The 23,902-nt window shown below is 72.4% G+C and carries 19 protein-coding genes; 9 read left to right on the top strand and 10 right to left on the bottom strand.

What is annotated here, in order from left to right:
* The first annotated feature begins 33 nt into the window (after positions 1–33).
* Positions 34–651 (top strand): cation transporter, encoded by a 618-nt coding sequence (locus tag ACVWW9_RS04680; RefSeq protein ID WP_456514593.1) that lies wholly within the window; start codon positions 34–36, stop codon positions 649–651.
* Positions 652–659: 8 nt separating this feature from the next.
* Here ACVWW9_RS04680 and ACVWW9_RS04675 read toward each other — a convergent pair whose 3' ends face one another.
* Positions 660–1,682: an LLM class flavin-dependent oxidoreductase gene (locus ACVWW9_RS04675; protein ID WP_456514592.1), complete on the bottom strand. Its 1,023-nt coding sequence runs from the start codon at positions 1,680–1,682 to the stop codon at positions 660–662.
* 93 nt (positions 1,683–1,775) lie between these two features.
* Entirely contained in the window at positions 1,776–2,246 is a 471-nt protein-coding gene (locus ACVWW9_RS04670; protein ID WP_456514591.1) for a VOC family protein, read from the bottom strand.
* Positions 2,247–2,344: 98 nt separating this feature from the next.
* Between ACVWW9_RS04670 and ACVWW9_RS04665 the strand changes: the two genes are divergently transcribed.
* From ACVWW9_RS04665 to ACVWW9_RS04655, 3 genes are all read left to right on the top strand, one after another.
* Positions 2,345–3,403, top strand: a complete 1,059-nt coding sequence (locus ACVWW9_RS04665; protein WP_456514590.1) for a helix-turn-helix transcriptional regulator — start codon at positions 2,345–2,347, stop codon at positions 3,401–3,403.
* Between the two features lie 64 nt (positions 3,404–3,467).
* Entirely contained in the window at positions 3,468–3,899 is a 432-nt protein-coding gene (locus ACVWW9_RS04660; RefSeq protein ID WP_456514589.1) for an iron chaperone, read from the top strand.
* A gap of 126 nt (positions 3,900–4,025) precedes the next feature.
* Positions 4,026–6,554, top strand: coding sequence for an ATP-dependent Clp protease ATP-binding subunit (locus ACVWW9_RS04655; protein WP_456514588.1), 2,529 nt, complete (start codon positions 4,026–4,028; stop codon positions 6,552–6,554).
* A gap of 22 nt (positions 6,555–6,576) precedes the next feature.
* On the opposite strand, the gene ACVWW9_RS04650 is transcribed toward ACVWW9_RS04655, so the two are convergent.
* Positions 6,577–10,740: an nSTAND1 domain-containing NTPase gene (locus ACVWW9_RS04650; protein ID WP_456514587.1), complete on the bottom strand. Its 4,164-nt coding sequence runs from the start codon at positions 10,738–10,740 to the stop codon at positions 6,577–6,579.
* Between the two features lie 112 nt (positions 10,741–10,852).
* Here ACVWW9_RS04650 and ACVWW9_RS04645 point away from each other — a divergent pair, with 112 nt between their 5' ends.
* The 5 genes from ACVWW9_RS04645 (at position 10,853) to ACVWW9_RS04625 (ending at position 15,835) form a co-directional block, all read left to right on the top strand.
* Positions 10,853–11,995 carry a LamG domain-containing protein gene (locus ACVWW9_RS04645; protein WP_456514586.1) on the top strand — a complete coding sequence of 381 codons (1,143 nt, stop codon included), beginning with the start codon at positions 10,853–10,855 and terminating at the stop codon, positions 11,993–11,995.
* 56 nt (positions 11,996–12,051) lie between these two features.
* Complete coding sequence (locus ACVWW9_RS04640; RefSeq protein WP_456514585.1) at positions 12,052–12,471, top strand: SAM-dependent methyltransferase; 420 nt, start codon at positions 12,052–12,054, stop codon at positions 12,469–12,471.
* 72 nt (positions 12,472–12,543) lie between these two features.
* Positions 12,544–13,509 carry an NAD(P)/FAD-dependent oxidoreductase gene (locus ACVWW9_RS04635; RefSeq protein ID WP_456514584.1) on the top strand — a complete coding sequence of 322 codons (966 nt, stop codon included), beginning with the start codon at positions 12,544–12,546 and terminating at the stop codon, positions 13,507–13,509.
* Positions 13,510–13,623: 114 nt separating this feature from the next.
* Complete coding sequence (locus ACVWW9_RS04630) at positions 13,624–15,249, top strand: DHA2 family efflux MFS transporter permease subunit (protein ID WP_456514583.1); 1,626 nt, start codon at positions 13,624–13,626, stop codon at positions 15,247–15,249.
* Positions 15,239–15,835, top strand: coding sequence for a uridine kinase family protein (locus ACVWW9_RS04625; RefSeq protein WP_456514582.1), 597 nt, complete (start codon positions 15,239–15,241; stop codon positions 15,833–15,835). The genes ACVWW9_RS04630 and ACVWW9_RS04625 overlap by 11 nt, the downstream gene beginning before the upstream one ends.
* Positions 15,836–15,838: 3 nt before the next feature.
* Here ACVWW9_RS04625 and ACVWW9_RS04620 read toward each other — a convergent pair whose 3' ends face one another.
* From ACVWW9_RS04620 to ACVWW9_RS04590, 7 genes are read right to left on the bottom strand one after another with little or no spacing between them, the layout of a single operon-like run.
* Positions 15,839–17,986 (bottom strand): DEAD/DEAH box helicase, encoded by a 2,148-nt coding sequence (locus ACVWW9_RS04620; protein WP_456514581.1) that lies wholly within the window; start codon positions 17,984–17,986, stop codon positions 15,839–15,841.
* A gap of 13 nt (positions 17,987–17,999) precedes the next feature.
* Complete coding sequence (locus ACVWW9_RS04615; protein WP_456514580.1) at positions 18,000–18,656, bottom strand: DUF805 domain-containing protein; 657 nt, start codon at positions 18,654–18,656, stop codon at positions 18,000–18,002.
* 57 nt (positions 18,657–18,713) lie between these two features.
* On the bottom strand, positions 18,714–19,436 hold the full coding sequence (locus ACVWW9_RS04610; RefSeq protein ID WP_456514579.1) for a maleylpyruvate isomerase family mycothiol-dependent enzyme: 723 nt from the start codon (positions 19,434–19,436) through the stop codon (positions 18,714–18,716).
* A gap of 26 nt (positions 19,437–19,462) precedes the next feature.
* Positions 19,463–20,716 carry a hypothetical protein gene (locus ACVWW9_RS04605; protein WP_456514578.1) on the bottom strand — a complete coding sequence of 418 codons (1,254 nt, stop codon included), beginning with the start codon at positions 20,714–20,716 and terminating at the stop codon, positions 19,463–19,465.
* A complete protein-coding gene (locus ACVWW9_RS04600) occupies positions 20,713–22,296 on the bottom strand; it encodes a hypothetical protein (protein ID WP_456514577.1) in 1,584 nt (527 codons plus the stop codon). Before ACVWW9_RS04600 ends, ACVWW9_RS04605 begins: the two co-directional genes overlap by 4 nt.
* A gap of 44 nt (positions 22,297–22,340) precedes the next feature.
* Positions 22,341–23,114, bottom strand: coding sequence for an enoyl-CoA hydratase/isomerase family protein (locus tag ACVWW9_RS04595; protein WP_456514576.1), 774 nt, complete (start codon positions 23,112–23,114; stop codon positions 22,341–22,343).
* A gap of 55 nt (positions 23,115–23,169) precedes the next feature.
* Positions 23,170–23,901 (bottom strand): NUDIX domain-containing protein, encoded by a 732-nt coding sequence (locus tag ACVWW9_RS04590; protein ID WP_456514575.1) that lies wholly within the window; start codon positions 23,899–23,901, stop codon positions 23,170–23,172.
* Position 23,902: the final 1 nt, after the last annotated feature.

Below are 23,902 nucleotides of genomic sequence, written 5' to 3'. Positions count from 1 at the left end.
GCGCCGACCCGGCGCGGGTGGCATGCTCGCCCCGTGACCGACCGAGACCGCGTGCGCGCGCTGCGACGCGCCTCCCTCGTCGTCGCTGCGCTCAACCTCGCCTACTGCTTCGTCGAGATGGGCGTCGCGCTCGCGATCGGCTCGGTGTCGCTGCTCGCCGACAGCGCCGACTTCCTCGAGGACACCGCGATCAACGTGCTCATCGTTATCGCGCTGGGCTGGTCGCTCGGGGCGCAGGCGCTCGCCGGTCGCGTGATGGCCGGCATCATCCTCGTCCCCGCGGCGGTCGCCGCTTGGCAGGTGGTCGTGAAGGCGTCGGACCCGACGCCGCCGGACGTGCCGCTGCTCGTGATCACGGCCGGAGGCGCCGCGGTCGTCAACCTCCTGAGCGCGCTCGTGCTCGCGCGCGTGCGACGGATGAGCGGCTCGCTGTCGAAGGCGGCCTTCCTCTCCGCCCGGAACGACGTGATCGTCAACCTGCTGATCATCGCGATGGGGCTCGTCACGGCCTGGACCGCGAGCGGCTGGCCGGACATCGTCCTCGGCGCGGTCATCACCGTGCTCGCCGCGCACGCGGCATGGGAGGTGTGGGAGGCGGCGGGCGAGGAGCGGCTCGCCGCGAAGGCGCTCGCGGGCGAGGCGGTGGACTGATCCGGGCGTCAGCCCTCGAGCCAGCCGAGCTCGCGCGCGACGGCCGCGAGCGACGTGAAGAGGTGCGCGTTGTAGTCCAGGCCGAGCTGGCTCGGCAGCGCGAACAGCACGGTGTCGGCCGCCTGCACGGCCTCATCGGCGAGCAGGCGCCGAGCGACGTGCTCGGGGTCGCCCGCGTACGTCGGTCCGCCGCGCACGGCGCCGCCCTCGATGCGCCCGGTGCCGTCGCGCTGCTCGTCGGCGAGGCCGAAGTAGCGCCGATCGTCGTCCGACACGATCGGGAAGGCGCTGCGCGTCACCGCCGTGCGCGGGCGGATGCCGTGACCCGCGCCCGCGTGCACGTCGAGGTAGGCGCGCACCTGGTCCGCCTGCTGCACGTGAAAGGGGCGCCCGTCGTCCTGCGTCAGCAGGGTCGAGGAGAGCAGGTGGTAGCCGTGCTCGGCCGCCCAGAGCCCGGACGCGTGGTTCCCGGCGCCCCACCACAGCCGGTCGGCGAGCCCGGGAGAGCGCGGCTCGACCGGCAGGTCCGGCCCCTGCGCGAGCTCGACCGCGCGCTCGGATCGCGCCACCGGCTCACCGCGCAGCGCGCGGCGGAAGCGGTCGGCGCGCGCTCGCGCCTCGTCCGACCAGCTGCCGCCGGGCGCGAGGCCGAGGCCGAATCGCTCCTGGCCGTCGGTGGCGCGCTCGGGTGAGCCGCGCGAGATGCCGAGCTGCAGGCGGCCGTCCGCGAGCAGGTCGGTCGCCGACGCGAGCTCGGTCATGGCGAGCGGCTGCTCGTAGCGCAGGTCGATGACGCCGGTGCCGAGCTCGAGCGTGCTCGTTCGTGCCGCCATCGCGGCGAGCAGCGGGTAGGGCGTCGCGAGCGACTGGTCGAAGTGATGCACGCGCACCCAGGCGCCGTCGAAGCCGGCCTCCTCCGCCGCGACCGCGAGCTCGACGTGCATCCGCAGGCTGTCGCCGGCGGTCGGCACGCGCGAGCCGGGCACGTCGCGGTAGTGGCCGAAGGAGAGGAACCCGATCCGCTTGCGCATGTCGGAGGGAACCCGCGGGCGCCTGGCGCGATTCCCGCGGGTCCCGACGCGGACCCGCCGCTCCCTGTGCCGGCGCTCAGGAGCGCGCGACCGTCACGCGCCAGGCGCCTCGCTGCGCGCGGGCGAGACGCCGATCGTCCAGGTCACGCCGAAGCGGTCGGTCAGCATGCCGAAGCCGGGGCTCCAGGCAGATGCGGCGAGGGGCTCGATGACCGCCGCGCCGTCGGCGAGCCGCTCCCACAGCGCCGCGACCTCGTCGAGCGTCTCGCCGGAGAGCGACACGAAGAACGGCTCGCTCGTGATGGTGGTGCCGTGCTCCCGGCGGGTCTCGCCCGCCGGCGCCGCCCCACCGACCGCGCCGGGGATGTCGTAGGCCATCAGCCTCGACCCGTCCGCGTCGACCTGCCCGAAGACGATGCGGTCGGCGTCCGCGAGGTCGCGCGGCATGCCGAGGTCGGCGTAGGTGGCGAGCGTGAGCTCGCCCTGGAGTACCCGCTGGTAGAACTCCAGGACTGCGCGGGCGTCGCCGCGGCGGTTGAGGTGGATGGTGGTCGTCGTGCTCATGGCTGCTCCTCGGTCGTGCCGGAGGCTCTCTCCGACGGTGTCGACGCTCCCAGCCGTCTAGGTCAGTTTCTGTCCTCCACTGCGGCTATGTTCAGCGCATGACTCCGCAGCGGTCGACGATCGAGCGCGAGACGGCGACGTCCCGCCTCCTCACACTCCTCTCCCTGCTGCAGACCGGGCGGGAGTGGCCGGGCACGAGCCTCGCCGAACGGCTCCAGGTGAGCCCGCGCACGGTGCGGCGCGACGTCGACCGGCTGCGCACCATGGGCTACGGCATCCGAGGGGCGATGGGACCGGAAGGCGGCTACCGCCTCGACGCGGGGAGCGAGCTGCCGCCGCTGCTGTTCGACGACGAGCAGGTCGTCGCGCTCACCCTCGCGCTGCAGGCGGCGGCGACGACGGGCGCCGGTATCGAGGAGGCGGCGCTGCGCGCCCTGTTGACCGTGCGGCACGTGCTGCCACCGCGCCTCCGCCAGCGGCTCGCCGCCGTCGAGTTCGAGACGGTCCCGCGTGCCGGTGACGCGACGCAGACGCCCGTCGCGCCGGAGGTGCTCGTCGCGCTGTCGACCGCGGTGCGAGCCCGGGAGGTCCTCCGCTTCGACGAGGTCGGTGCGGGCCCCGCCGCCGACGGCGGCCGTCGCTCCCCGCGACGCGTCGAACCGCATCACCTGCTGGTCTCGAGCGGCCGCTGGTACCTCCTGGCGTGGGACCTGGAGCGAGCGGACTGGCGCATCTTCCGCGCGGACCGCATCGTCCCGCGCCACCCGACGAGCCTCCGATTCGCGCCGCGGACCGTCCCCGGCGGCGACGCGAGGGCGTTCGTCGCCGCGCGCTTCCGGGGAGCGCTCGAGGGCGGCGGATGGCCGTGCGTCGGCGCCGTGGTGCTGCACGCGCCCGCGAGCAGCGTGCGCCCCTTCGCGGGTGACGGCACCGTGGAGGAGCTGGACACCGAGCGATGCCGCTACACCGTGGGCTCGTGGTCGTGGATCGCGCTCGCGGCGTCGCTCGGACGCTTCGACGCCGCCATCGAGGTCATCGCGCCCGAGGAGCTGCGCCTCGCCTTCGCCGAGCTGGCATCCCGCAACGCGGCGACGGCGGCCTCGACCGCGGTGGACGATCAGGATCGGAGAAGCGAGCGTCGTCTTGAGCGGCCATGATCGGTACCAGCGGCACCCGAGCGGACGCATCCCATCCCGCACCCGCACCAGCACGGAGGAACCCATGGCCGACGACACCCTCTCCGACGTCGAGCGCAAGGCGGTCAAGCAGCGCGCCGCGGAGCTGAAGAAGCAGGCGAGCCGCAAGGGCGGCACGAAGAAGGAGCGCGAGCTGCAGGATGCGCTCGAGGCGATCGACGGGCTCCCGGAGCCCGACAAGTCGATCGCGCAGATGGTGCACGAGGTCGTCACCGAGGTCGCGCCGCAGCTGGATCCGAAGACTTGGTACGGCTTCCCCTCGTACGCGAAGGACGGCAAGGTCGTCGTCTTCTTCCAGCAGGCGTCGAAGTTCGACTCGCGCTACGGCACCCTCGGCTTCCAGGACATCGCCGCGCTCGACGACGGCGACATGTGGCCGACGTCGTACGCGCTCATCGCCGACACCCCCGCGGTGCGTGAGCGCGTCGCCGAGCTCGTCCGCCGGGCGGCTGGCTGACCGAACAGCGGCGCAGACCCGCCTCCCCGACACGCGCGCACGGATCGGGAATGCATCCGCTCACAGCCCGTTCTAACTTGAGTCGAGCAGACTCAAGTTCGACGAACAGACTTCGAGGGGATGCACATGGCAGCCATCTACGGACCCATCGGCGACGGATCGTTCGACGACTTCATCGCCCGGATCCTCCAGGGACAGCGCGTGCCCGCGCAGCGCGCGATCGACCTGTCCCGACTCGTCTCACGGCGCACGAGCTCGGTCATGGCGACCGCCGTCGAGTACGCGCGCGAGCACCGGCACGCGGAGGTCGACGCGCTCCACCTGCTGCGGGCGCTGCTCGAGCTGCCCGAGGTCGCCACGGCCGTGCAGGGCACCGGCGCAGACGTCGACTCGCTCCGTGGGGCGATCGAGGGCCGCATGCCGGCCGACGGCGAGCGCGAGGTCGACGGGCCGCCGAGCCTCACGCCGTCCGCCCAGCGGGCGCTGCGCGACGCGTACCAGATCGCCCGCGCCAACGGCTCGAGCTACATCGACCCCGAGCACCTCTTCTTCGCGTTCCTCGTCGCGGGGGACACCGCGGCGGGCGGGCTGCTGCAGGAGGCCGGCATCACGCCCGAGGCCCTGCAGCGCGCGGCGACGCAGGCGCAGCGCGAGGCGATCGAGTCGCAGCAGGGCCGCACGCCGAGCAAGGCGGTCGACCCCAGCTCGACGACGCCCACGCTCGACGAGTTCGGCATCGACCTCACCGAGCGCGCCCGCGAGGGCAAGGTCGACCCGGTCATCGGCCGCGCCGACGAGATCGAGCAGACGATCGAGATCCTCTCCCGACGCACGAAGAACAACCCCGTGCTGATCGGCGAGGCCGGCGTCGGCAAGACCGCCATCGTCGAGGGGCTCGCCCGCGCGATCGCCGAGGGCGACGTGCCGAAGTCGCTCATGGGCAAGCGGGTCGTCGCGCTCGACCTCACCGCGATGGTCGCCGGCACCCGCTACCGCGGCGACTTCGAGGAGCGCATCACGAAGGCGATGGACGAGATCACCGCCCACCGCGACGAGCTCATCGTCTTCATCGACGAGCTCCACACGATCCTCGGCGCCGGTGGCGGCGGGGAGGGCGGCATGGATGCCGCCAACATCCTGAAGCCGCGGCTCGCGCGCGGCGACCTGCACATGATCGGCGCGACGACGCTCGCGGAGTTCCGCCGCATCGAGAAGGACGCGGCGCTCACCCGCCGCTTCCAGCCGGTGCTCGTGGCAGAGCCGAGCGTCGAGGACGCCGTGCGCATCCTCGAGGGCCTCGCGTCGGCCTACGAGGAGCACCACCGCGTCTCGTACACGCCGGAGGCGCTCCGCGCCGCGGTCGAGCTCTCGCACCGCTACATCAGCGACCGCTTCCTGCCCGACAAGGCGATCGACCTCATCGACCAGGCCGGAGCGCGGCTGCGGCTCCGGCTCGGCGCGAAGGTCGACGTGGATGCGCTGACGAAGGAGCGCGAGCACCTCGAAGACGAGAAGCGGCAGGCCGTCGAGGCCGAGGAGTTCGAGGAGGCGACCCGACTGCGCGACCGAATCGCGTCGATCCAGTCGGCGATCGACTCCGGCTCGGGCGAGGACGGCGAGGTCGGCGAGGAGGAGATCGCCGAGGTCGTGGCGCGCGCGACGGGCATCCCGGCGGCGCGCCTCACCGAGGGCGACCGCTCCCGGCTCGCCCGCCTCGAGGAGGAGCTGCACGAGCGCGTCATCGGCCAGGAGGACGCGGTCACCGCGGTCGCGAAGGCCGTGCGGCGCTCGCGGTCCGGGCTCGGCGACTCCGGGCGGCCGATCGGCTCGTTCCTGTTCCTCGGCCCGACCGGCGTCGGCAAGACCGAGCTCGCGAAGTCGCTCGCGTCGAGCCTCTTCGGCTCGGAGGGCGCGCTCGTGCGCTTCGACATGTCGGAGTTCGGCGAGAAGCACACGGTCGCGCGCCTCATCGGCGCCCCTCCCGGCTACGTCGGCTACGACGAGGCGGGCCAGCTCACCGAGAAGGTGCGGCGCCAGCCCTACTCCGTCGTGCTGCTCGACGAGATCGAGAAGGCGCACCCGGACGTCTTCAACCTGCTGCTGCAGGTGCTCGAGGACGGCAGGCTCACCGACGGCCAGGGCCGCACGGTCGACTTCCGCAACACCGTCGTGATCATGACGTCGAACCTCGGCGGGGAGTTCCTGGCGTCGAAGTCGGGGCCGATCGGCTTCCAGGCCGGCGACGGCACCGGCTCGGCCGACGAGCTGCGGGCGAAGGTCATGGGGCGGCTGCGCGAGCAGATGCGCCCGGAGCTCATCAACCGCATCGACGAGATCGTGCTGTTCCAGAAGCTCGAGCCCGAGCAGCTGCGGCAGATCGTCACGCTGCTGCTCGACCGCGTCGCCGACCGCCTCGCGGCGCAGGAGCTGCGGCTCGACGTGACGGATGCGGCGCTCACGTGGCTCGCGCAGCGCGGGTACGAGCCCGAGTTCGGCGCCCGACCGCTGCGCAGGCTCATCCAGCGCGAGGTCGAGGACAGGGTGGCCGACCTCATCGTCGGCGGCCTCGAGTCGGGCACGGTGCGCGTCGACGTCGCGGGCGACGAGCTGTCCGTGGTCGCCACGGGTGACGAGCCGGTGACCGCCGCGATGTAGCGGCGCCGCGTGGCGGTCGGTGTCAGCCCGCGTCGATCAGGCCGGCGCACACCGGCTGCCTATCCGGCAGCCACGAGAGGTAGGTCTGCCACTCCTCGTCGGTCAGCTCACGACCGGCGAGGAGGCAGGCTGCCTCGACGTGCGCCTGCGGCCGCGCGTCCCACAGCTGCACGCCCTGCGCGACGTTGACGAGGAACGTGTCGCCGTCAGGGTGCAGGAACCCCTGAGCGATGAGCGGCGCGTCGGCCGAGATCGGGTCGCCGAGCCGGCGGCCCGACGCGATGTCGTACAGGGTGACCGTCTCGTCGTTGGCGGTCGCGAGGAGCGTCGCGCCGTCGGCGGCGACCTGCAGCCCGTTCACCTCCCCGCGCGCGCCAGGCAGCGCACCGGTGCGCTCGAGCGTGCCGAGGTCGTGGCGCGTGATGCGGTTGTCGGCGGCGGCGAACAGCTCGTCGTCGCCGAAGGCGGTCACGCCGGGGCCGTCGAGCGCGTCGACGACGAGCGCCCCCGTGGCGCCGTCGAAGATGCCCGTGCGGAGCGCGCCGTCGAGCTCTCGCGTGACAGCGATCAGCGAGTCGTCCGCGTTCGCCGAGATCCATCGGACCCGCCCGCCGGTCGGCTCGATCGCGAGCGGAAGGAGTGCGCCCGTCCGCCCGTCGATCGCCCCGACGGACCCGCTCTCCATCGACAGGTAGGCGCGGGCTCCGGAGGGGCTGGGCCACAGCCGTTCGCTCGTCGGCGGCACCGGGCCGCCATCGACGCTCGCGCCGGTCGATGCGCGCAGCAGCACGAAGCGCGCGTCCGCGGGCCGGAACGCGATGATCAAGTCGTCGCCGAGCCATCCGGTGCCCCAGACGGGGTCGCGGATCGCGACGGCTGCCCGATCCAGCGCTGGATCCCAGATCGAGAACGCCGTCATGTCGGTGTCGTAGACCGCGTCTGCGGGTCGCTCGGCGACCACGATCCGCGAGCCGTGGAGGCCGAACCCGTCGAACGCGACGTGGCCGGCCGCGACGACGCGCGAGACCGCGCCGCCGCCGTCGGTCCGGAAGAGCGAGAGCGTCGGAGTGGCTGCGCCGATGACGAGCAGCTGTGCGCCGTCGGCGGTCAGGCTGACCCCCGCCATCTCGCCCAGCTGCGGGTCGAAGCTGCGGCCCGTAGGCGAGCCATCGGTGAGACTGTGCTCGCTGACGCCGCCGAACGCGTCCGCGCAGTACACGAGGCCCGAGGCGGCGGAGGCCGCGAGGTACAGGCACGCCGTGGGCTTGGACGCGTCGAGGTCGCGCGCCCACAGCACCTCGCCGCGCTCGGGGTCGACCGCCACGGTCGAGAGCTCGCCGCTGCCGACGATCGTGCCGTCCGCGACGCGCACGAGCGCGTTGTTCGCGGAGCGCGCCGGCACCGGGATGCGACCCGACACCCCGAGCGTCTCCGGGTCGAGCACGAGGAGCTCGGGAGCGGACGTCCCGAGCACGACGGCACCGGAGGCGGTGAAGGCGAGCGCCGAGGCGAAGCTGCCCTGCGGCGGCTCGGCGGGGGCGAGCGCTCGGCTGCTGCGCAACGCGCCGGTCGCCACGTCGATCGTGCTGACGGTGCCGTCGTCCAAGGCCATGGCGATCGTGGTGCCGTCGCCATCAATCGCCATGGCGTGCGGCATCGCCGGGAGGACGACCGGTGCGCCGACCTGCTCGAGCTCGGGCAGCGAGAAGGGGGTGACGGAGAGCGAGCCGCTCGCATCCACGCCGAGCACCGCGGCACGAGCGCCGTCGCCGCTGGCAGCGACCGCGACTGGCTCCGGGGCGACCGCGGTGCTGATCACGACCCCGCCCGTGCGCGGATCCCGCAGCACGAGTCGCTCCCCGTCCTCCACGGTGAGCGCCTGCCCGGTCGGCGTCATGGTGCCGGTCATGCCGTCGGCGTCCAGGTATCGGGTGCTGACGAGCCCGGCGCTCGCCGTCACGACGCCCATGAGCGCCGAGCGCGCGCGGACGTCCTCGGGCCAGCGCTGCCAGAGCGTCGCGGCCAGGAGCGCCGAGACGTCGCGCTCCGAGCCACGGAGGGCCAGTGAGGTCCCCAGCAGCGCCTCGATCGCGGCGTCCTCCCGCGCGGCGCTCGCGGCGGCCGCGCTGCGCGCCGCATCGCTGCTGCGAGCCACCGCCACGCTCCCGGCGGCGAGCGCGAGCACGAGCAGCGCGGCGACGCCCGCGAGCGCGACGCTCAGCCGGCGGTTCTGGCGGCGATCGCGCGTCGATCGCGCTTCCAGCGCCGCTGCCGCCTCGCGCTCCGTGCCGGCCGAAGCGTCCAGGAACCGCGCCTCCGTCGCGGTCAGCACGGGATCGGCGCGCCTCTGCCACTCGAGCGCCGCGGTCAGCCGGCTGCCGCGCACGAGGTCCTCGGGGCGCTCGCCATCGGTCGCCCAGCGGTGGGCTGCGATCGCGAGCTGCCGCATCGCGCGAGCGTCGTCGGCGTCCTCCTCGAGCCAGGCGTGCAACTGGGGCCAGGCCGTGGCGATCGCCTCGTGCGTGATGACGAGGGCATCGGCATCGGCGCTCACGAGCCTGGCGCCGGTGAGCCGCGCGACCACCGCGCGGCGGGCGGGGTCATCGGCGAGCATGTCGGCCGCCAGGCGCCGGCGCACCGGCTGCCCGTCCAGCCCGGGCTCGACGAGCCGGAGCATGATGTCGCGGCACAGCCGACGGTCGGTCGGATCGAGCGCGCGGTAGAGCGAATCCGCGGAGCGGCCCACAGCGCCGGCGATGCCGCCCGAATCCTCGTAGCCCGAGACGGTGAGCACCGATCCCTCGCGGCGCGACCATGTCTCGACGAGCGCATGCGAGAGCAGAGGCAACGCGCTGCGCGCGCCGTCGGCGTCGCGGAGCAGCAGCTCGGTGAGACCTGCCTCGAGGCGCAGTCCGGCCTCCCGGGCAGGCGTCTCGATCGCTTCGTGGAGCTCGGTGCGCGACATGGTCGTGACCACGAGCACGTCCGCGGCGATGCGCGCGCCCACGTGGTCGAGGGATGCGGCTCGGTCGAGGAAGTCCGATCGCACGGTCAGCAGCACGCGCACCCCCGCGTCGGCGGCGTCCGCGATGAGCGCGCACTGGCGGTCACGATCGGGCTGCGAGAGCTGGAAGACCTCTTCGAACTGGTCGACGATGAGCAGACGCCGTCCACCACGTTCGCGCGCCATGCGCTCGAGCGCGCGGGTCGCCTCACCGGAGGGCGCGACCGTCTCGACCGACCAGCCCGCGGCACCGAGCGCCGCGCCGACCCCGGCCAGGGCGACCGACGACTTGCCGCACCCCGACGCGCCGATCAGCGCCAGGAATCCGGATCGCTCGAGTCGCGCGGTCGCCGACCGCACCATGGTCGTGCGACCGTGGAAGGCGGCGGCGTCCTCGATCGTGAATGAGGCGAGGCCGCGGTACGGGCAGTCCTCGCTCGCAGGCGGTGTGCGCCTCGGTGGGAGGAGCGCGGGGTCCTGGCGCAGGATGCCTGTCTCGAGCGCCAGAAGGTCGTGACCCGGCTCGATCCCCAGCTCGTCGGCCAGCGTGCGGCGCGCGGCGCGAAGGATCGCGAGCGCCTCGGCCTGCCGCCCGCTGCGGTAGTTCGCGAGCGCGAGCAGGTGCCATCGCGACTCGCGGAGCGGCGCATCGCGCACGAGCTGCTCGGCAGCACCCAGCACGCTGCGGTGCTCACCGCACGCGAGGTGAGCGGCCTGCAGCTCCTCCTCGCCAGAGCGCCGCAGCTCCTCGAGCGCCTCGGCGGCGTCCCGCGCCACCGTCCAGTCCGGGAGGTCGGCGAAGGGTGGTCCGCGCCAGAGGGCGAGCGCACGCTGGTACGCATCCACCGCCCGCTCCGGCTCGCCGGCGTCGAGGTGCAGCCGCGCCGAACCCAGCCCGCGCTCGAACTGCTGCCAGTCGACCGATGCAGCGGCGTCGAGGGCGTAGCCATCCGGCGCCGTCGTGATCGCGCGGCGGCCGAGCAGCCGACGCAAGCGACTGACCGTCGCCTGCAGCTGCTTCGGCCAGGTGTCCGGCAGGCGATCCGCCCACGTCGCCTCCGCGAGCGCTGCACTCGTGACGGCGAGGCCGGGGCGGACCGCCAGCGCGGCGAGGACCGCTCGATCGCGAGGGCTCAGCGCGCCGTCGTCGACCGCGGTGCTGCCGAGCACGCGGATCGCCACGGTCGCATTGTCTGCCCGCACCCGTGCGCGGTCAACAAGCGCTCGGGCCACCGCATACCGCATGCATACCGAGGCGGGTCACGTCGATACCGACGCCAGGCACGCTCGCGTCATGGACACCACCCTCCGCCACCCGCGCACGTCATCCGCCGCCGCCGTGCTCACCGCAGCCGTGTTGCTCGCCGGGTGCGCCACCTCCGAGGCGCCCGCGTGGACGCTCCTCACCACCGACGCCGACCCGTCGCTCGTGCTCGAGGGCGGCGCCACGCTCGTCGACCGGGTCCTGGTGCTCGACGGCCAGACGGGGTACGCGACGGTCGCCGCACCCGCCGAGCTCGACACGACCGCGGGCTTCACCGTCTCGGCGTGGGTCGCCCTCGCGGATGTGCAGCCGTTCGCCACGGCGGTCTCGCAACGAGGCTCGGTCGCCGGCAGCTTCTACCTCGGCGTCGCCGAGGGCGGATTCGCGTTCAGCATGAAGGACGCCGACACCAACGAGGAGGGCCACACCGTGCGCGCGCAGGGCGCGGCAGCGGTCGCCGATGCCCAGCGGTGGGTGCACCTGGCCGGCACGTTCAATGCCGCCGCCGGCGCGATGACCCTCTACGTCGACGGCGCCGAGGCGGCGACCACGGCGTTCGACGCGCCGATCCGCGTCGACGGCGACCTGCTGGTGGGCGGAGCCCAGGCGAACGCCGCCCCCGCGGACTTCTGGCCCGGAGCGGTCACCGTGGTGCGGATCACGCCGGCGACCGCCGATGCGGACGCGGTCACCGCCGAGATGGAGGCCACGCGCCCCGGGTCGGCGCCGCCCGAGGCCGCAGCGCCCGACCCAGCCGCCTACGGCGACGGCCTGCTCGACGGCACCTGGGACTACGTGTACGCGCCCGAGGAGCGCGCATTCCTCGCAGGGCTGCTGGGACCGGAGGCGATGGCAGAGATCGGCGACCTGACCGGTGCCCGCCTCGGCTTCGACGGCCCCCGGTGGTGGCAGGGCTTCGTCGGCGATGGAGAGGTGTGGGTGGTCGACGGCGTGCCGGAGGGCGACGGCGGTCCGTTCACGATCGACGGGAGCCGGCTGCGGATGGGCAACGACGCATCCGGGGCGACGTACGAGTGGAGCCTCGCGGGCGACGAGCTGACGCTCCTGCTGCTCGACTGCAGCGCGGCTGGGAACCCGTGCACCGACACCGACATCGTGCGCTTCATCACCGAGCGCACGTGGATCCGGACCAGCACGGACCCCTCCTACTGAGGCAGGCGGTTGTGCCCGCCGCCGTCGACCGCCATGCTCGATGCCCTGGAGGCGACATGGCTGCCGATCTCTCGCCGCGGCTCGCGGCGGTGCTGCGGGCGCTGCCGCTGCGTCCGGGCATGCGCGTGCTCGAGGTCGGGTGCGGCCCTGGCGCGCTCGCCCGCGCGATCGCCGAGCGCGTGGGGCCGGAGGGCCACGTGCTGGGCATCGACCGCTCCCCGCTCGCCATCGCGGCGGCGCAGAGCGCCCCCGACCGCGGCGGCCTCGACTTCCGCGTCTCCGCCGCCGAGGAGTTCCGGCTCCGCCGCGACGAGCAGCCGTTCGACCTCGTCGTCGCGATCCGCGTCGGCGCGCTCGACGGCCGGCATCCCGAGCTCGAGCAGGCGGCGCTCGCGCACCTGGCGGCGGCGACGACGCCCGACGCATCCGTCTACATCGACCGCGGCGACCCCCTGGAGGCGGTCCCCCTCCACTGATCTCAACCGGTCCAGTGGTAGGCGGGCGAGATAATCGCGTCAGCAGACCACTGGACCGGTTGAGGAGGATCGATGGGGGAGCGCGTCGCCGTCATCGGGGCGGGCGTGATCGGGCTGTCGGTCGCGCTCGAGCTCGCCGAGCGCGGCGGCCGGGAGATCGCGGTGCTGCACGACCAGGACCCGCTCGAGTCGACGTCGGCCGTCGCCGGTGCGGTCTGGTTCCCCTACGCCGCCGAGCGGTCCGCCATCGTCGACGCGATGCTCGCCTCGACGCTCGAGCGGTTCACGCGGATCGCCGCCGAGCACCCGGAGGCGGGCATCGACCTCCGCACCGGCGTCATCGTCGAGCGGTCGCCGCAGCCGGACCGCTCCTGGACGGCGCTCGTGCCGGCGACCGAGGTCGATGCGGCCGAGCTGCCCTCCACGCTGCACGGGACGGGTGCGACCGGCATGCGCACCACCGTGCCGCTCGCGACGATGTCGCTCTACCTGCCGTGGCTGCGGCGGCGGTGCGAGGCGCTCGGCGTGCGGTTCGAGCGCCGCGCCGTCGACGACGTGGATGCGCTCGCCCACGACTTCGACGCCGTCATCGTCGCGGCCGGGGCGCGCGGCGGCACGCTGCTCGGCGACGACGCGAGCGTCGTGCCGATCCGCGGCCAGGTCGTGCGCGTCGAGAACCCGGGCGTGACGGAGTTCATCGTCGACGACGAGAACCCGGCTGGGCTCGCGTACGTGCTGCCGCGGCGCGACTGCCTCGTGCTCGGCGGCACGCACGAGCCGGGCGCGACGTCGCTCGAGCCCGACCCCGTGATCGAGGCCGGCATCCTCGAGCGCTGCGCGGCCCTCGTGCCCGCCGTGGCCGGGCAGCGCATCCTGTCGCGCGCGGTCGGGCTGCGGCCCGGCCGGGAGCGCCTGCGGGTCGAGGAGGTGCCGGACAGGGCACTGCGCACGATCGCCGCCTACGGCCACGGCGGCTCCGGCATGACGCTCTCGTGGGGCACCGCCGAGCGGGTCGCGACGCTGCTCGCGCAGCGGTGACGGCCTCGGCGCCGATCCCGTCGCCGAGCACATAGGAAGCCTGGCTACCATTCTGCGATCGAGGTGCCTCCGGACTGCATGAGCGGCCCGCGCATCCGTCCTTGAGGAGCACTCGTGAGCCAGACCCCCGATCAGACCGCCCGCGCCGATCGCTTCGTCCGGTACCGCTGGTGGGGGCTGCTCGCCATCAGCCTCGGCGTGGCGCTCATCATCATGGACTCGACGATCGTCTCGGTGGCGATCCCGTCGATCGTCGACGATCTGGGCATCTCGAGCACCGAGATCCAGTGGGTGCAGGAGATCTACACGCTGCTCTTCGCGGCGCTGCTGCTCACCTGGGGCCGGCTCGCCGACCGCATCGGCCGGCGCCGGATGATGCTCATCGGCGTCGTCATCTTCATCGTCGCGAGCGTGCTGTGCGCGATCGCCGAGAGCGGGGCGCTGCTCATCGGCGGCCGTGCGCTGCAGGGCCTCGGCGGCTCGATGATCCTGCCGACCTCGCTCGCGCTGCTGAACGCCAACTTCCACGGCCGCGAGCGCGGCATCGCCTTCGCGGTCTGGGGCTCGACGATCGGCGGCATGGCGGCGATCGGACCGCTCGCGGGCGGCTGGCTGACCGAGAACGCGAGTTGGCGCTGGGCGTTCGGCATCAACGTGCCGGTGGGCCTGCTCATCATCGCGGGCCTGCTGCTGTTCGTCGCGGAGTCGTCGGAGGCGGTGACCGGTGCGGTGCAGCGGCTCGACCTCGGGGGCGCGATGCTGTCGATCCTCGGCTTCGGCGCACTCGTCTTCGGCCTGATCGAGGGGCGGAGCTACGGCTGGTGGACCGCCTCGGAGGATGCGCCCTTCGACGTCGCGGGGCTCTCGCCCGTGCCGGTCGCGTTCCTCGTCGCCGTCGTCGCCCTCACCGCCTTCGTGCTGCTCGAGCGGGCCAGGAGCAGGGCGGGCAAGGGCGTGATCCTCGACCTGTCGCTCTTCCGCATCCCGTCGTTCGCGAACGGCAACATCACCGCGCTCATCGTGAGCTTCGGCGAGTTCGGGCTGATCCTCTCGCTGCCGCTGTGGTTCCAGAACGTGCTCGGCTTCTCTGCGTTCGAGGCCGGGCTCGCGCTCGTGCCGCTCGCGGCCGGCTCCTTCCTCGCGAGCGGTGGGGTCGCGGCGCTCTCGCGCCGGTTGAGCCCGATCGCCGTCGTGCGGATCGGCATGGTGCTCGAGATCGCGGCGATCGCGGCGCTCGCCCTGCTCATCCGCCCCGACAGCACCGCGTGGCTGACCTCGCCGGTGCTCTTCGTCTACGGCATGGGCGTCGGGCTCGCGACCGCGCAGCTGACGAGCGTCGTGCTCGCGGATGTGCCGGTCGAGCGGAGCGGCCAGGGCTCGGCCACGCAGAGCACGGCGCGCCAGACGGGCTCGGCGCTCGGCATCGCGGTGCTGGGCACCGCCTTCTTCACGACCCTGCAGGTCGGCACCGAGGACCGGCTCGCGGATGCGGTCGCCGGCGACCCGACGCTGCATGGCCTCGTCGACTCGGTGAACGCGAGCTCGGGTGGCAGCATCGCCGCGCTCGCTGCCAACCCGCAGACGGCGTTCGTGGCGGATGCGGCGCGCGCCGCGATGACGGACGGCACGTCGCTCGCGGCCTGGATCGCGGCGAGCGCTCTCGTCGTCGGGCTGCTCTCGAGCCTGCGGATCCGGCCGGAGGTCGGCGCGGTCGCCGCTGAGCGGGCCGATGCGGCCTGACGCGGCCGACGCGCGCACCGCGACCTCCGTCGACGAGGTCGCCGCGCGCATCCGCGCCTTGATGGCAGGCCGCGACGTCGTGATCGTGGGTCTCGCGGGCTACGGCGGCGCCGGCAAGACGACGCTCGCGCGGGCGCTCGCGGCACGCCTGCCCGCTGAGCGGGTGCGTGGCGACGACTTCCTCGACCCGCGCGGCAGCCGCAATCGCAGCGACGACTGGGCGGCGCTGCTGCGCGACGAGCTCGGCGCCGTGCTCGACGCGCTCCGGGCGGGCGAGCCGGCCGAGCACCGCCCCGTCGACTGGGCGACGGGAGGCCGGCAGCCCGCGCGCATCGCGCCGGCGGGACCCGTGCAGCTCGTCGACGCGGTCGGCCTGCTGCATCCGCAGCTGCTGCCCCGGTTCGACCTCACCGTCTGGGTGGATGTGCCGCTCGAGCTGGCGACGGAACGGGGGATGCGTCGCGACCGCGAGGCGGGGGACGACCACGACGCGCTCTGGCGGGATGTGTGGGCGCCGACCGAGCGCGCGTTCGACGCGCGCTTCGCCCCGCGCGACGTCGCCGACCTCCGGTACGTCGCGGGCTGACCGCTACGCCTGCAGGGCGAGGCTGAAGGGCAGCACCGCGGATGCGCCGGCGCCGCGGAGCAGGCGGCCCGCCACCGTGATCGTCCACCGGCTGTCGACCAGGTCGTCGACGAGCAGGATCGGCCGCCCCGCGACGCCCTCGAGCGCGGTCGCCAGCTCGGGTCCGACGCCGAACCGGTCCCAGACGCTCGCCAAGCGGTAGGCGCTGTTGCCGCCCGGCTCGCCCGAGGGGCCGCCGTCGACGAGGCTGAGCGCGCCGAGGTACGGCAGGCGACCCACCTCCGACAGCGCCCGGGCGACCGAGTCGACCAGCTGCGGCCGGCGCCGCGACAGCACGCTGACGATCGCCGCCGGGCGCTCGTCCCAGCCCCACTCGGCCAGCACGCGCACGCACGCCTGCACGAGCGCGGGGCTCGCCGGAGCGTCGGGCGTGCCGGGCGAGAAGAGGTCGCGGAGGGCGCCGCCCCAGCCGAGGTCGGTGAGCCGCGCGAGCGCCCGCCCGGCCTCGAGCCGATCCGCCTGCGGGATGTTGCCCTTGACGGGGACGCCGAGGGAGCCGGCGCCGGTCGGCCACTGCGCGCGCGGCTCGATGGCGACGCCGACCCGGCTGAGCGACTGCTGCGCCTGGCCGGACGCCTCCTCCCGCACGTCGCGCGGGTACCAGGCCGGCTGCCCCGCCGCGGCTGCGCAGGTGTCGCAGCGGCCGCAGGGCACGGCGGTGTCGTCGTCGAGCGCGCGCTGCAGGAACTCCATGCGGCAGCCGGTCGTGCGCTCGTACTCGAGCATCGACTGCTGCTCCTGCACGCGGGCGGCGGCGATGCGCGCGTAGCGCTCGGCGTCGTAGACCCACGGCTGGCCGGTGGCGACCCACCCGCCCGTGACGCGCCGCACGGCGCCGTCGACGTCGAGCACCTTGAGCAGCAGCTCGAGCGGCGTGCGCTTGAGGTTGACGCGCGCCTCGAGGGCGGGCGTCGACAGCGGCGCGCCCTCGAACGCGAGCTCGTCGATCACGGCGAGCGCCTTCCGCTCGTCGGGCATCGACGAGGTCGCGAAGTACTGCCAGATGGCCTCGTCCTCGGTGCCGGGCAGCAGCAGCACGTCGGCGCTCGCCGCCCTGCCGGCGATCATCGCGGCACGACCGGCGCGGCCGACCTGCTGGTAGTAGGCGACCGGCGACGATGGCGCCCCGAGGTGGATGACGAAGCCGAGGTCGGGCTTGTCGAAGCCCATCCCGAGCGCGCTCGTCGCGACGAGCGCCTTCACGCGGTTCTGCTTGAGCGCCTGCTCGAGCCCTTCGCGCTCGCCGGCGTCCGTGCGCCCGGTGTACGCCTGCACCTCGTGGCCCGCCTCGCGCAGCAGCCGGGCGGTGTCCTCGGCCGCGGAGACCGTGAGCGCATAGATGATGCCCGAGCCCGGCAGCTCGCCGAGGTGGCTGAGCAGCCACCCGAGCCGCGCGCCGGCATCCGGCAGCCGCAGCACGCCCAGGCGGAGGGAGGCTCGCGCGAGCGGGCCGCGGATCGTCACGACCGGCTCGCCGCCGGCGTGCTCGAGCTGCTCGGCGACGTCGGTGACGACGCGCGAGTTGGCGGTCGCCGTCGTGGCCAGCACCGGGACGCCGTGCGGCATCTCGGCGATCAGGTCGCGCAGGCGGCGGTAGTCGGGGCGGAAGTCGTGGCCCCAGTCGGAGATGCAGTGCGCCTCGTCGACGACGAGCAGGCCGGTGCGCGGGATGAGCTTCGGCAGCTGCTCCTCGCGGAAGCGCGGGTTGTTGAGGCGCTCGGGGGAGACGAGCAGCACGTCGACCTCGTCGGCGTCGAGCCGCTGCAGCACGTCGCCCCACTCGTGCGGATTGGCGGAGTTGATCGCGACGGCGCGAACGCCGGCGCGGGCGGCGGCCTCGACCTGGTCGCGCATGAGCGCGAGGAGCGGCGAGACGAGCAGCGTCGGGCCCGCGCCTCGCGCGCGCAGCAGCAGCGTCGCCACGAAGTACACCGCCGACTTTCCCCAGCCGGTGCGCTGCACGACGAGCGCGCGCTGCCGGCCCTCGACGAGCGTCTCGATCGCCTCGAACTGCCCTTCGTGGAAGACGGCGTCGGGCGACCCGACGAGGGTGCGCAGGATCGCGAGGGCGTCGTCGTGCGTGCTCGTCACGGGTCCGAGGGTCTCAGGTGCCGCTGACAGGGCCGTTGGTCGGCGGGCCGTCGGTCGGCGGGCCGTACGCGGGCGGGCCGTACGTGGGCGGGCCGTACGCCGGCGAGCTGTATGCGGGCGGGCCGTACGCCGGCGAGCTGTACGCGGCGTGCTGACCGTAGCTGTAGGCCGCCATCTGCGCGCGGTAGGCGGGATCGAAGCGGATGCCGGCGGGGTTCGACGGGAACACGCACATGACGAGCGGCACGATGCTCGCGCCGATGAGGGAGAGCAGCGCGAATGCGCCGTGGAAGCTCGCGTCCTGGAGGCGTCGCCACATCACCGCGTAGGTGGGGAGCGCCAGCGCGAGTGAGACGACCAGCATGATCCCGATGGTCCCGAGCATCCCACCGGACAGCGCGAACGTGAGGGGATCGATCGAGGTCCCCATCCCGGTGCCGCTGCTGGTGGCGGCCGCGATGACCCGTGTCATGAACGCCGCCCACACCGCCCAGAACGGGATCTGCACGACGAGCGAGACGAGGAACGTGAAGAGCATCGCCCACCAGAACTCGCTGCGGCTCGCCCGCCCGGAGAAGGCGACGTAGCCGCGGAAGAAGCGGCCGATCGCCTGCCGGAACGACGCCCCTGGCAGCGGCTGGCCGACGGGGACGACGGAGGAGATGCTCACCCCTCCAGTGTGGGGTACGTCGGAAGCGCATGGCGACGCTCGGACCTGCCCTGGGGATCAGGGCGTGAGCCCCGCGCGCACCGTCGCCTCGGCGAGCCCACGTTCGCCCTCCACCTCGACCCCGTCGGCTGCCAGCCGGTCGTCGGGCACGCCACGACCCCACACCAGCAGCGCGAGCGAGCGCGCGGACCCGCGCACGACCGCCATCGGCGCGTCGGCGGGTGCGCCGGCGAGCTCGAGCCGCGCATCCGCACCGACGGGGGCGAACACGACGCGCACGCGCGGCGGGGCGATGCGGTCGAGCCGCACCTGCCGCGGATGCATGACCGTCACCACCTCGTCGAGGCAGTCGAGCCAGATGCGGTCGTCGACGTCGAGGTCCTCGCCGACGGCCGTGCGCAGATCCCAGAGGTGTACGAGCGTCTCGTGCACCTGCCGCCGGTGCCAGAACGCGACGGTGCCGGTCTGGTGGGCGCGCGGCACGCTGTCGTCGATGAGCGCCCACGCGCGGGCGGCGGGGTCGAGCTCGGCGAGCGCCTCGCGCAGCTCGCGCGCGCACGACTCGTAGAGCACCGGCAGGTCGAAGGGGCCGCGGCCGAGCGGCGACTCCTGCTGCCGCCGTGCCTGCCCTGCGGCCCAGTGGTGGATGCGCGCGAGGTGCACGACGAGCGACTGCACCGTCCACCGACCGAGCCACGGGATGCGCACGGCCGGGTCTGCGCGGCGCGTGGTCTCGAGGAAGCGCGCCTGCAGGTCGGCGAGCACGGCGAGGTGGTCCATGCCGCGAACGCTACTCCCGGTCGCCCCTAGTCGTTGCGCTCCCAGACGGGGGCTGGAGTTGCGTTGCTCCAATAATTCGAATGACCGCGAGGGACATGAGCGATGCGGCCCGGGAGAGCCGAACCCGGATCCTCGGACCCGAGAATCACAGACCCCGTGGGAAGCGTCCATCCGGTCCCATCATCGAGGATGAGTTGCCGGTCATGTAGCTCCCGGTACATCCGGTAGTCCATGAAGCGCAGCGTGATCCCCGTGATCTCGTTCGACATGCCTTCCAGGACGCGCCGCTCCGAAGCGGGCAGCGTTCGACGGACGGACGTGATCACCTGCAGATGAACCTGCGACTGCTTCCTGAAAGCGCGCAGGAACTTGCGGAGTTCCATAGGCCTCTCCCCCAGGTAGCGATCGATCCAGCACGCGTGGCCCGCGCTGCCCGCCAGGTGGCTGAAGCGGGCCACGCTGTTGGCGCTGTCCGAGGGCCAGTAGATCGAGGCCTTGGACGTCAATCCTTCCGTCGCGAGGAAGGCGTAGAGCCCGGTAGGCGCTCCGTCAGCCCACAGCGGGTCGAGGCATACATGCCAGTTGTTTCTATCAACCAAGTCCTGCGTCAGGTCGCCGGACTCAAGTAGTGCGAGCGCCGCTTCAGGAATATCGCGTTGCCACCCGCCAAGCTCGGCAAGCGCCCAACTGTGGAAGTTGCCGGCACCAGCGGCGGCCGATCGCGTCGCGCGAATCCACACGAGCAGCGAGTCGCCGAGCAAGGTGCGAAGCGATGGGTGTTCCGCAGCGATATGAGCCGGAACCCGAGGGGACATCACTTCCTGAAACTCAAGCATCAGCGTGCTGCCGCGGCTTCTGGGCGTGACTCTAGAAGTTGCCTTTGCGGTGAATAACGCCCCGACCGCGGTACCGGTCGGGCTGTTAGTGAGCGCTGCCTGGAGCGCATGGTCGAGCTTTGCGCCTCCTTCTTGTTGCAGCGCCCGGTCGTAGTCGTCGAAAAGCAGTGCAACGAAGCTGTCTGATACGGCCTTCTCCCTGAGCCGTTCGAGCAGTCCGTCGCTCGCGGACCCATCCTCGTTGCTCGGCCAAGTCTTGCCCTGGCTCTGCAGTTCGAGGCCTCCCAGCTCAACCGCGAGCCTCTGGAGCAACATCGATCCACCCAGGTTTGGAAGAGATCGGACGAAGAGGCGCTTTCCCGCTAGCAGTTGCTCCGCAAATTCGCTGACCGACGTTTGAAGCGCGCTGTCTAACTCCCCAAGCAAGCTTGCTGGCAAAATCACCGGGTAAACGCCTCGCGAATACGAACTGCGTAGTCGGGAAAGAGCAAGCCATAGGCGACAGCGTGTTGCAACAGGTCAGGGTCAGTGTCGAGCGACTCCCTCGCGTACTTGCGCTCCTCGGGATCTTCGCCTGTCAAGAATTCAAGAAGTGCTGCCTCGTCCGGAAACCACTCTTTGAAAGAATCGCGGACGCCGTGCGCTTGCGTTCGCGGAGAACCGACGCCGCGGCCCTCGATGGCGGCAGCCACCCTCTCGGGCGTGAGGACGAATGGGATCTCGTCGGGCGACCTGTCCGACACGGCTTTCGAGCAGGCCTTCCGAGTGAGCAGAGCGTGCCCGCCATAGGCGGCGTAGAGAAGCTCCAACGCGCGCACGCCACCTTCGCCCGATTCTACGCGGACGCCCATCGTCCTGCCGACGTCGCGGACTAGAGACTTCATCTCGTCTTTCTCGAGCGGTCCGAGCCAGTGCAATCGGACCAGCTTGTAGAGGAGGTTGTCCTGCCTTCCGACAAGTGGCGATTCGAACAAGACTGGATCGACGCCCGCGACGGCGAGGGCGAGATGGCGGCCGGCTTGGGCGGGTCCGCGCAGCTGGACCATCGTTTGGTAGACCTCGTTTGCGTCCGGCCCGAACTTTGAGCGTGAGTCTGGTGTCGCTTGGTCTACTTCATCTATGAACAGCTCTAGGCGCCGATGCAGTCGGCCGATGATGCCGAGGAAGTCCTCGAGCCAGAACGACGCTAGTCGGGCTTCGTCGAATGTCAGAATCGGCTCGCCATCGTCCTCGAAGCCTTCGACGCATGCGAAGCGGAGCTTACGAGCAAGGTCCGGCTGAGAGCCATGCAGAGCGCGCGCTGCTGCCTGGAGCAGCCGGTGGCGCAGATTGGTGGCATTGGAGACCGCGGAGAGATCGATGAACTGCACGAGCGCTTTGCGTTCGAGCCGCAGGTCCTTGAGTCGCAGCAGAAGGGAGGTCTTGCCCGTCTTGCGGAGTCCGAAGATGCCGACAGACTGGCCCTGGTTCAGTGAGTGATCGATGGAGTCGATATCTTCGTGGCGTCCAAAGAACTGGCCGGCCATCTGGATCGGATTGGTTTGGTCATAGTTGTCGACCACGGTCAGGTCCCGGGCGAGGACTTGCCTGAACTGATCAGACCCTTGACCGATGGTCGATGTATTCAGGTGCACGCCGGTAAGCAGTTTCTGGCGCCTCGACAGCAGATTAGCGGAGGGATCTCGCGAGAAGATCACCGCAATCCCGGGTTCCAGTCGGTCAGAACGAGAGTCGATGACCTTCCTGGCTCTCTCGAGCAAGCGAGGCTCGACGCTTTCAAACTCGGTGTAGACGAGCAAGAGCTCGTTGTGCAGTTCGAACATGTCTCTTGCGTGCTGCGGCAGCCTGAGGTAGATGAGCCATTCCAAGTAGACATCCGTCGACTCGAACTTAGTCATTTCAATCTCGTTCTGCACGAGATAGTCAACGAGCGATTGCCCGAACGACGTTTCGCGAATGAAGCGATTGCGGTGCTCCAGCAAGAGGTATTGGTTCCCCGTGCGAGCGCCTTCGCGTTGAGTCATAACTCAATCTTAGGGTGAAGGTCGTGAGCCCTGCGAGCAAGCGACTAGGTCCGGCCGGTGAAGGCGGGGGTGCGCTTCTGCTGGAAGGCGGCGAAGCCCTCGCGGAAGTCGGGCGTCTGGGCGAGCGCCGCCTGCGCGATGTTCTCGGCGTCGACGGCCTGCCACAGGCCCATCCGCTCGTCGCGGAGCCCGCGGATGATCTCCTTCGAGGCGAGGTAGGCGAGCGTCGGTCCGGCGGCGGCGTGCGCGGCGGCGGCGCGCGTCGCCGCCAGCACCTCGTCGTCGGGGAACGACTGCGAGAAGAGCCCGAGCGCGACCGCCTCGGCGCCGCTCATGAGCCGGCCGGAGTAGATGAGGTCGAGCGTGCGGTGGGCGCCGAGCCGCTCGTAGAAGAGGGCGTGGCCGCCCGAGTCGAGCGTCGCGCCGAGCGCCGCGAACGGGCTGCCGACCTTCGCGGACTCCGCGACGTAGACGACGTCGGTCGCGATGAGCAGCCCGAGCCCGATGCCGAGGCATGCGCCGTGCGCGACGGCGAACGTCGGGGCGGGGAACGCCGCCATCCGCTGCAGCAGCGGCTGCAGGGAGCCGCGCAGGAAGCCGATCGCGTCGTCGGTGCGCGGGTCGACCTGCGAGATGTCGCGCCCCGCGCAGAACGCCCTGCCCTCGCCGCGCAGCACGAGCGCGCGCACGCCGGCGCGCTCGGCGGCCGCGTACGCATCCGACAGCTCCTGCAGCCCCGCGGCGTCGAGCGCGTTGCGCCGATCGGGTGCGTCCAGCACGACCTCGGCGATGTCGTCGGTGATGGTGAGGTCGATCATCGGGACTCCTTCGTCGTCGGAAGCCTACGGTCGCGATCGGCTGCCGGGCCCGTCGTCACTCGGCCGCCTCGGCGCGCGCACCGGCCGAGAAGGGACCGCGGAGCGCGGCCCACTGCAGCAGCATGATCGTCTTCGCGTCGACGATGTCGACCCCGATCCGCGCGAGCGCGTCGTCGATGTCGAGCTCGACCACCTCGGTGTCCTCGCCCTCCGCCGCGACGCCGTGCCGCGAGCCGGCGGTCACGGATGCGCGGTCGTACGGCGCCGCGAAGCAGTGGAGCCGCTCGGTGACGGAGCCGGGGCTCATGTAGACGTCGAACACGTGCTCGACGGGGCCGACGCGGTGCCCGAGCTCCTCCTCGGTCTCGCGCCGGATCGCCGCCTCGGGCTCGTCGGCGTCGAGGAGCCCCGCGGCGGCCTCGATGAGCATGCCGTCGGCGTGTTCGTTCACGTAGGCGGGGTAGCGGAACTGGCGCGTGAGCAGCACGGTCCGCGCACCCTCGTCGTAGAGCAGGATGCAGGCCCCGTCGCCGCGGTCGTAGGTCTCGCGCTCCTGCGTCGACCAGCTGCCGTCCGAGTGCTGCAGCTCGAGCGTCGTCGCCCGCGTGACGAACCAGTTCGAGGTCAGGAGGCGCACGTCCGTGACGACGACGCGCGGGTTGCGGTCGAGGTCGCGGCCGGCGCGGTCGAGGCCGGTGCGGCCGCGGCGGTCGGGGATGTCGACGCCGGGCACGACGCCGGGCACACCGCCGGGCACGCCGACGGGCGTATCGATCTCCTGCTCCATG

This window comes from Agrococcus sp. UYP33, assembly GCF_054060915.1.
The sequence above is the reverse complement of the archived record's forward strand: the minus strand, read 5'-3'. Positions and strand labels throughout refer to the sequence as shown.

Excerpts from the sequence above, each read along its gene's own strand:
- ACVWW9_RS04675 (WP_456514592.1), bottom strand. The coding sequence starts at position 1,682 with ATGCGCAAGCGGATCGGGTTCCTCTCCTTCGGCCACTACCGCGACGTG.
- ACVWW9_RS04670 (WP_456514591.1), bottom strand. The coding sequence starts at position 2,246 with ATGAGCACGACGACCACCATCCACCTCAACCGCCGCGGCGACGCCCGC.
- ACVWW9_RS04665 (WP_456514590.1), top strand. The coding sequence starts at position 2,345 with ATGACTCCGCAGCGGTCGACGATCGAGCGCGAGACGGCGACGTCCCGC.
- ACVWW9_RS04660 (WP_456514589.1), top strand. The coding sequence starts at position 3,468 with ATGGCCGACGACACCCTCTCCGACGTCGAGCGCAAGGCGGTCAAGCAG.
- ACVWW9_RS04655 (WP_456514588.1), top strand. The coding sequence starts at position 4,026 with ATGGCAGCCATCTACGGACCCATCGGCGACGGATCGTTCGACGACTTC.
- ACVWW9_RS04645 (WP_456514586.1), top strand. The coding sequence starts at position 10,853 with ATGGACACCACCCTCCGCCACCCGCGCACGTCATCCGCCGCCGCCGTG.
- ACVWW9_RS04640 (WP_456514585.1), top strand. The coding sequence starts at position 12,052 with ATGGCTGCCGATCTCTCGCCGCGGCTCGCGGCGGTGCTGCGGGCGCTG.
- ACVWW9_RS04635 (WP_456514584.1), top strand. The coding sequence starts at position 12,544 with ATGGGGGAGCGCGTCGCCGTCATCGGGGCGGGCGTGATCGGGCTGTCG.
- ACVWW9_RS04625 (WP_456514582.1), top strand. The coding sequence starts at position 15,239 with ATGCGGCCTGACGCGGCCGACGCGCGCACCGCGACCTCCGTCGACGAG.
- ACVWW9_RS04610 (WP_456514579.1), bottom strand. The coding sequence starts at position 19,436 with ATGGACCACCTCGCCGTGCTCGCCGACCTGCAGGCGCGCTTCCTCGAG.
- ACVWW9_RS04600 (WP_456514577.1), bottom strand. The coding sequence starts at position 22,296 with ATGACTCAACGCGAAGGCGCTCGCACGGGGAACCAATACCTCTTGCTG.
- ACVWW9_RS04595 (WP_456514576.1), bottom strand. The coding sequence starts at position 23,114 with ATGATCGACCTCACCATCACCGACGACATCGCCGAGGTCGTGCTGGAC.
- ACVWW9_RS04590 (WP_456514575.1), bottom strand. The coding sequence starts at position 23,901 with ATGGAGCAGGAGATCGATACGCCCGTCGGCGTGCCCGGCGGTGTGCCC.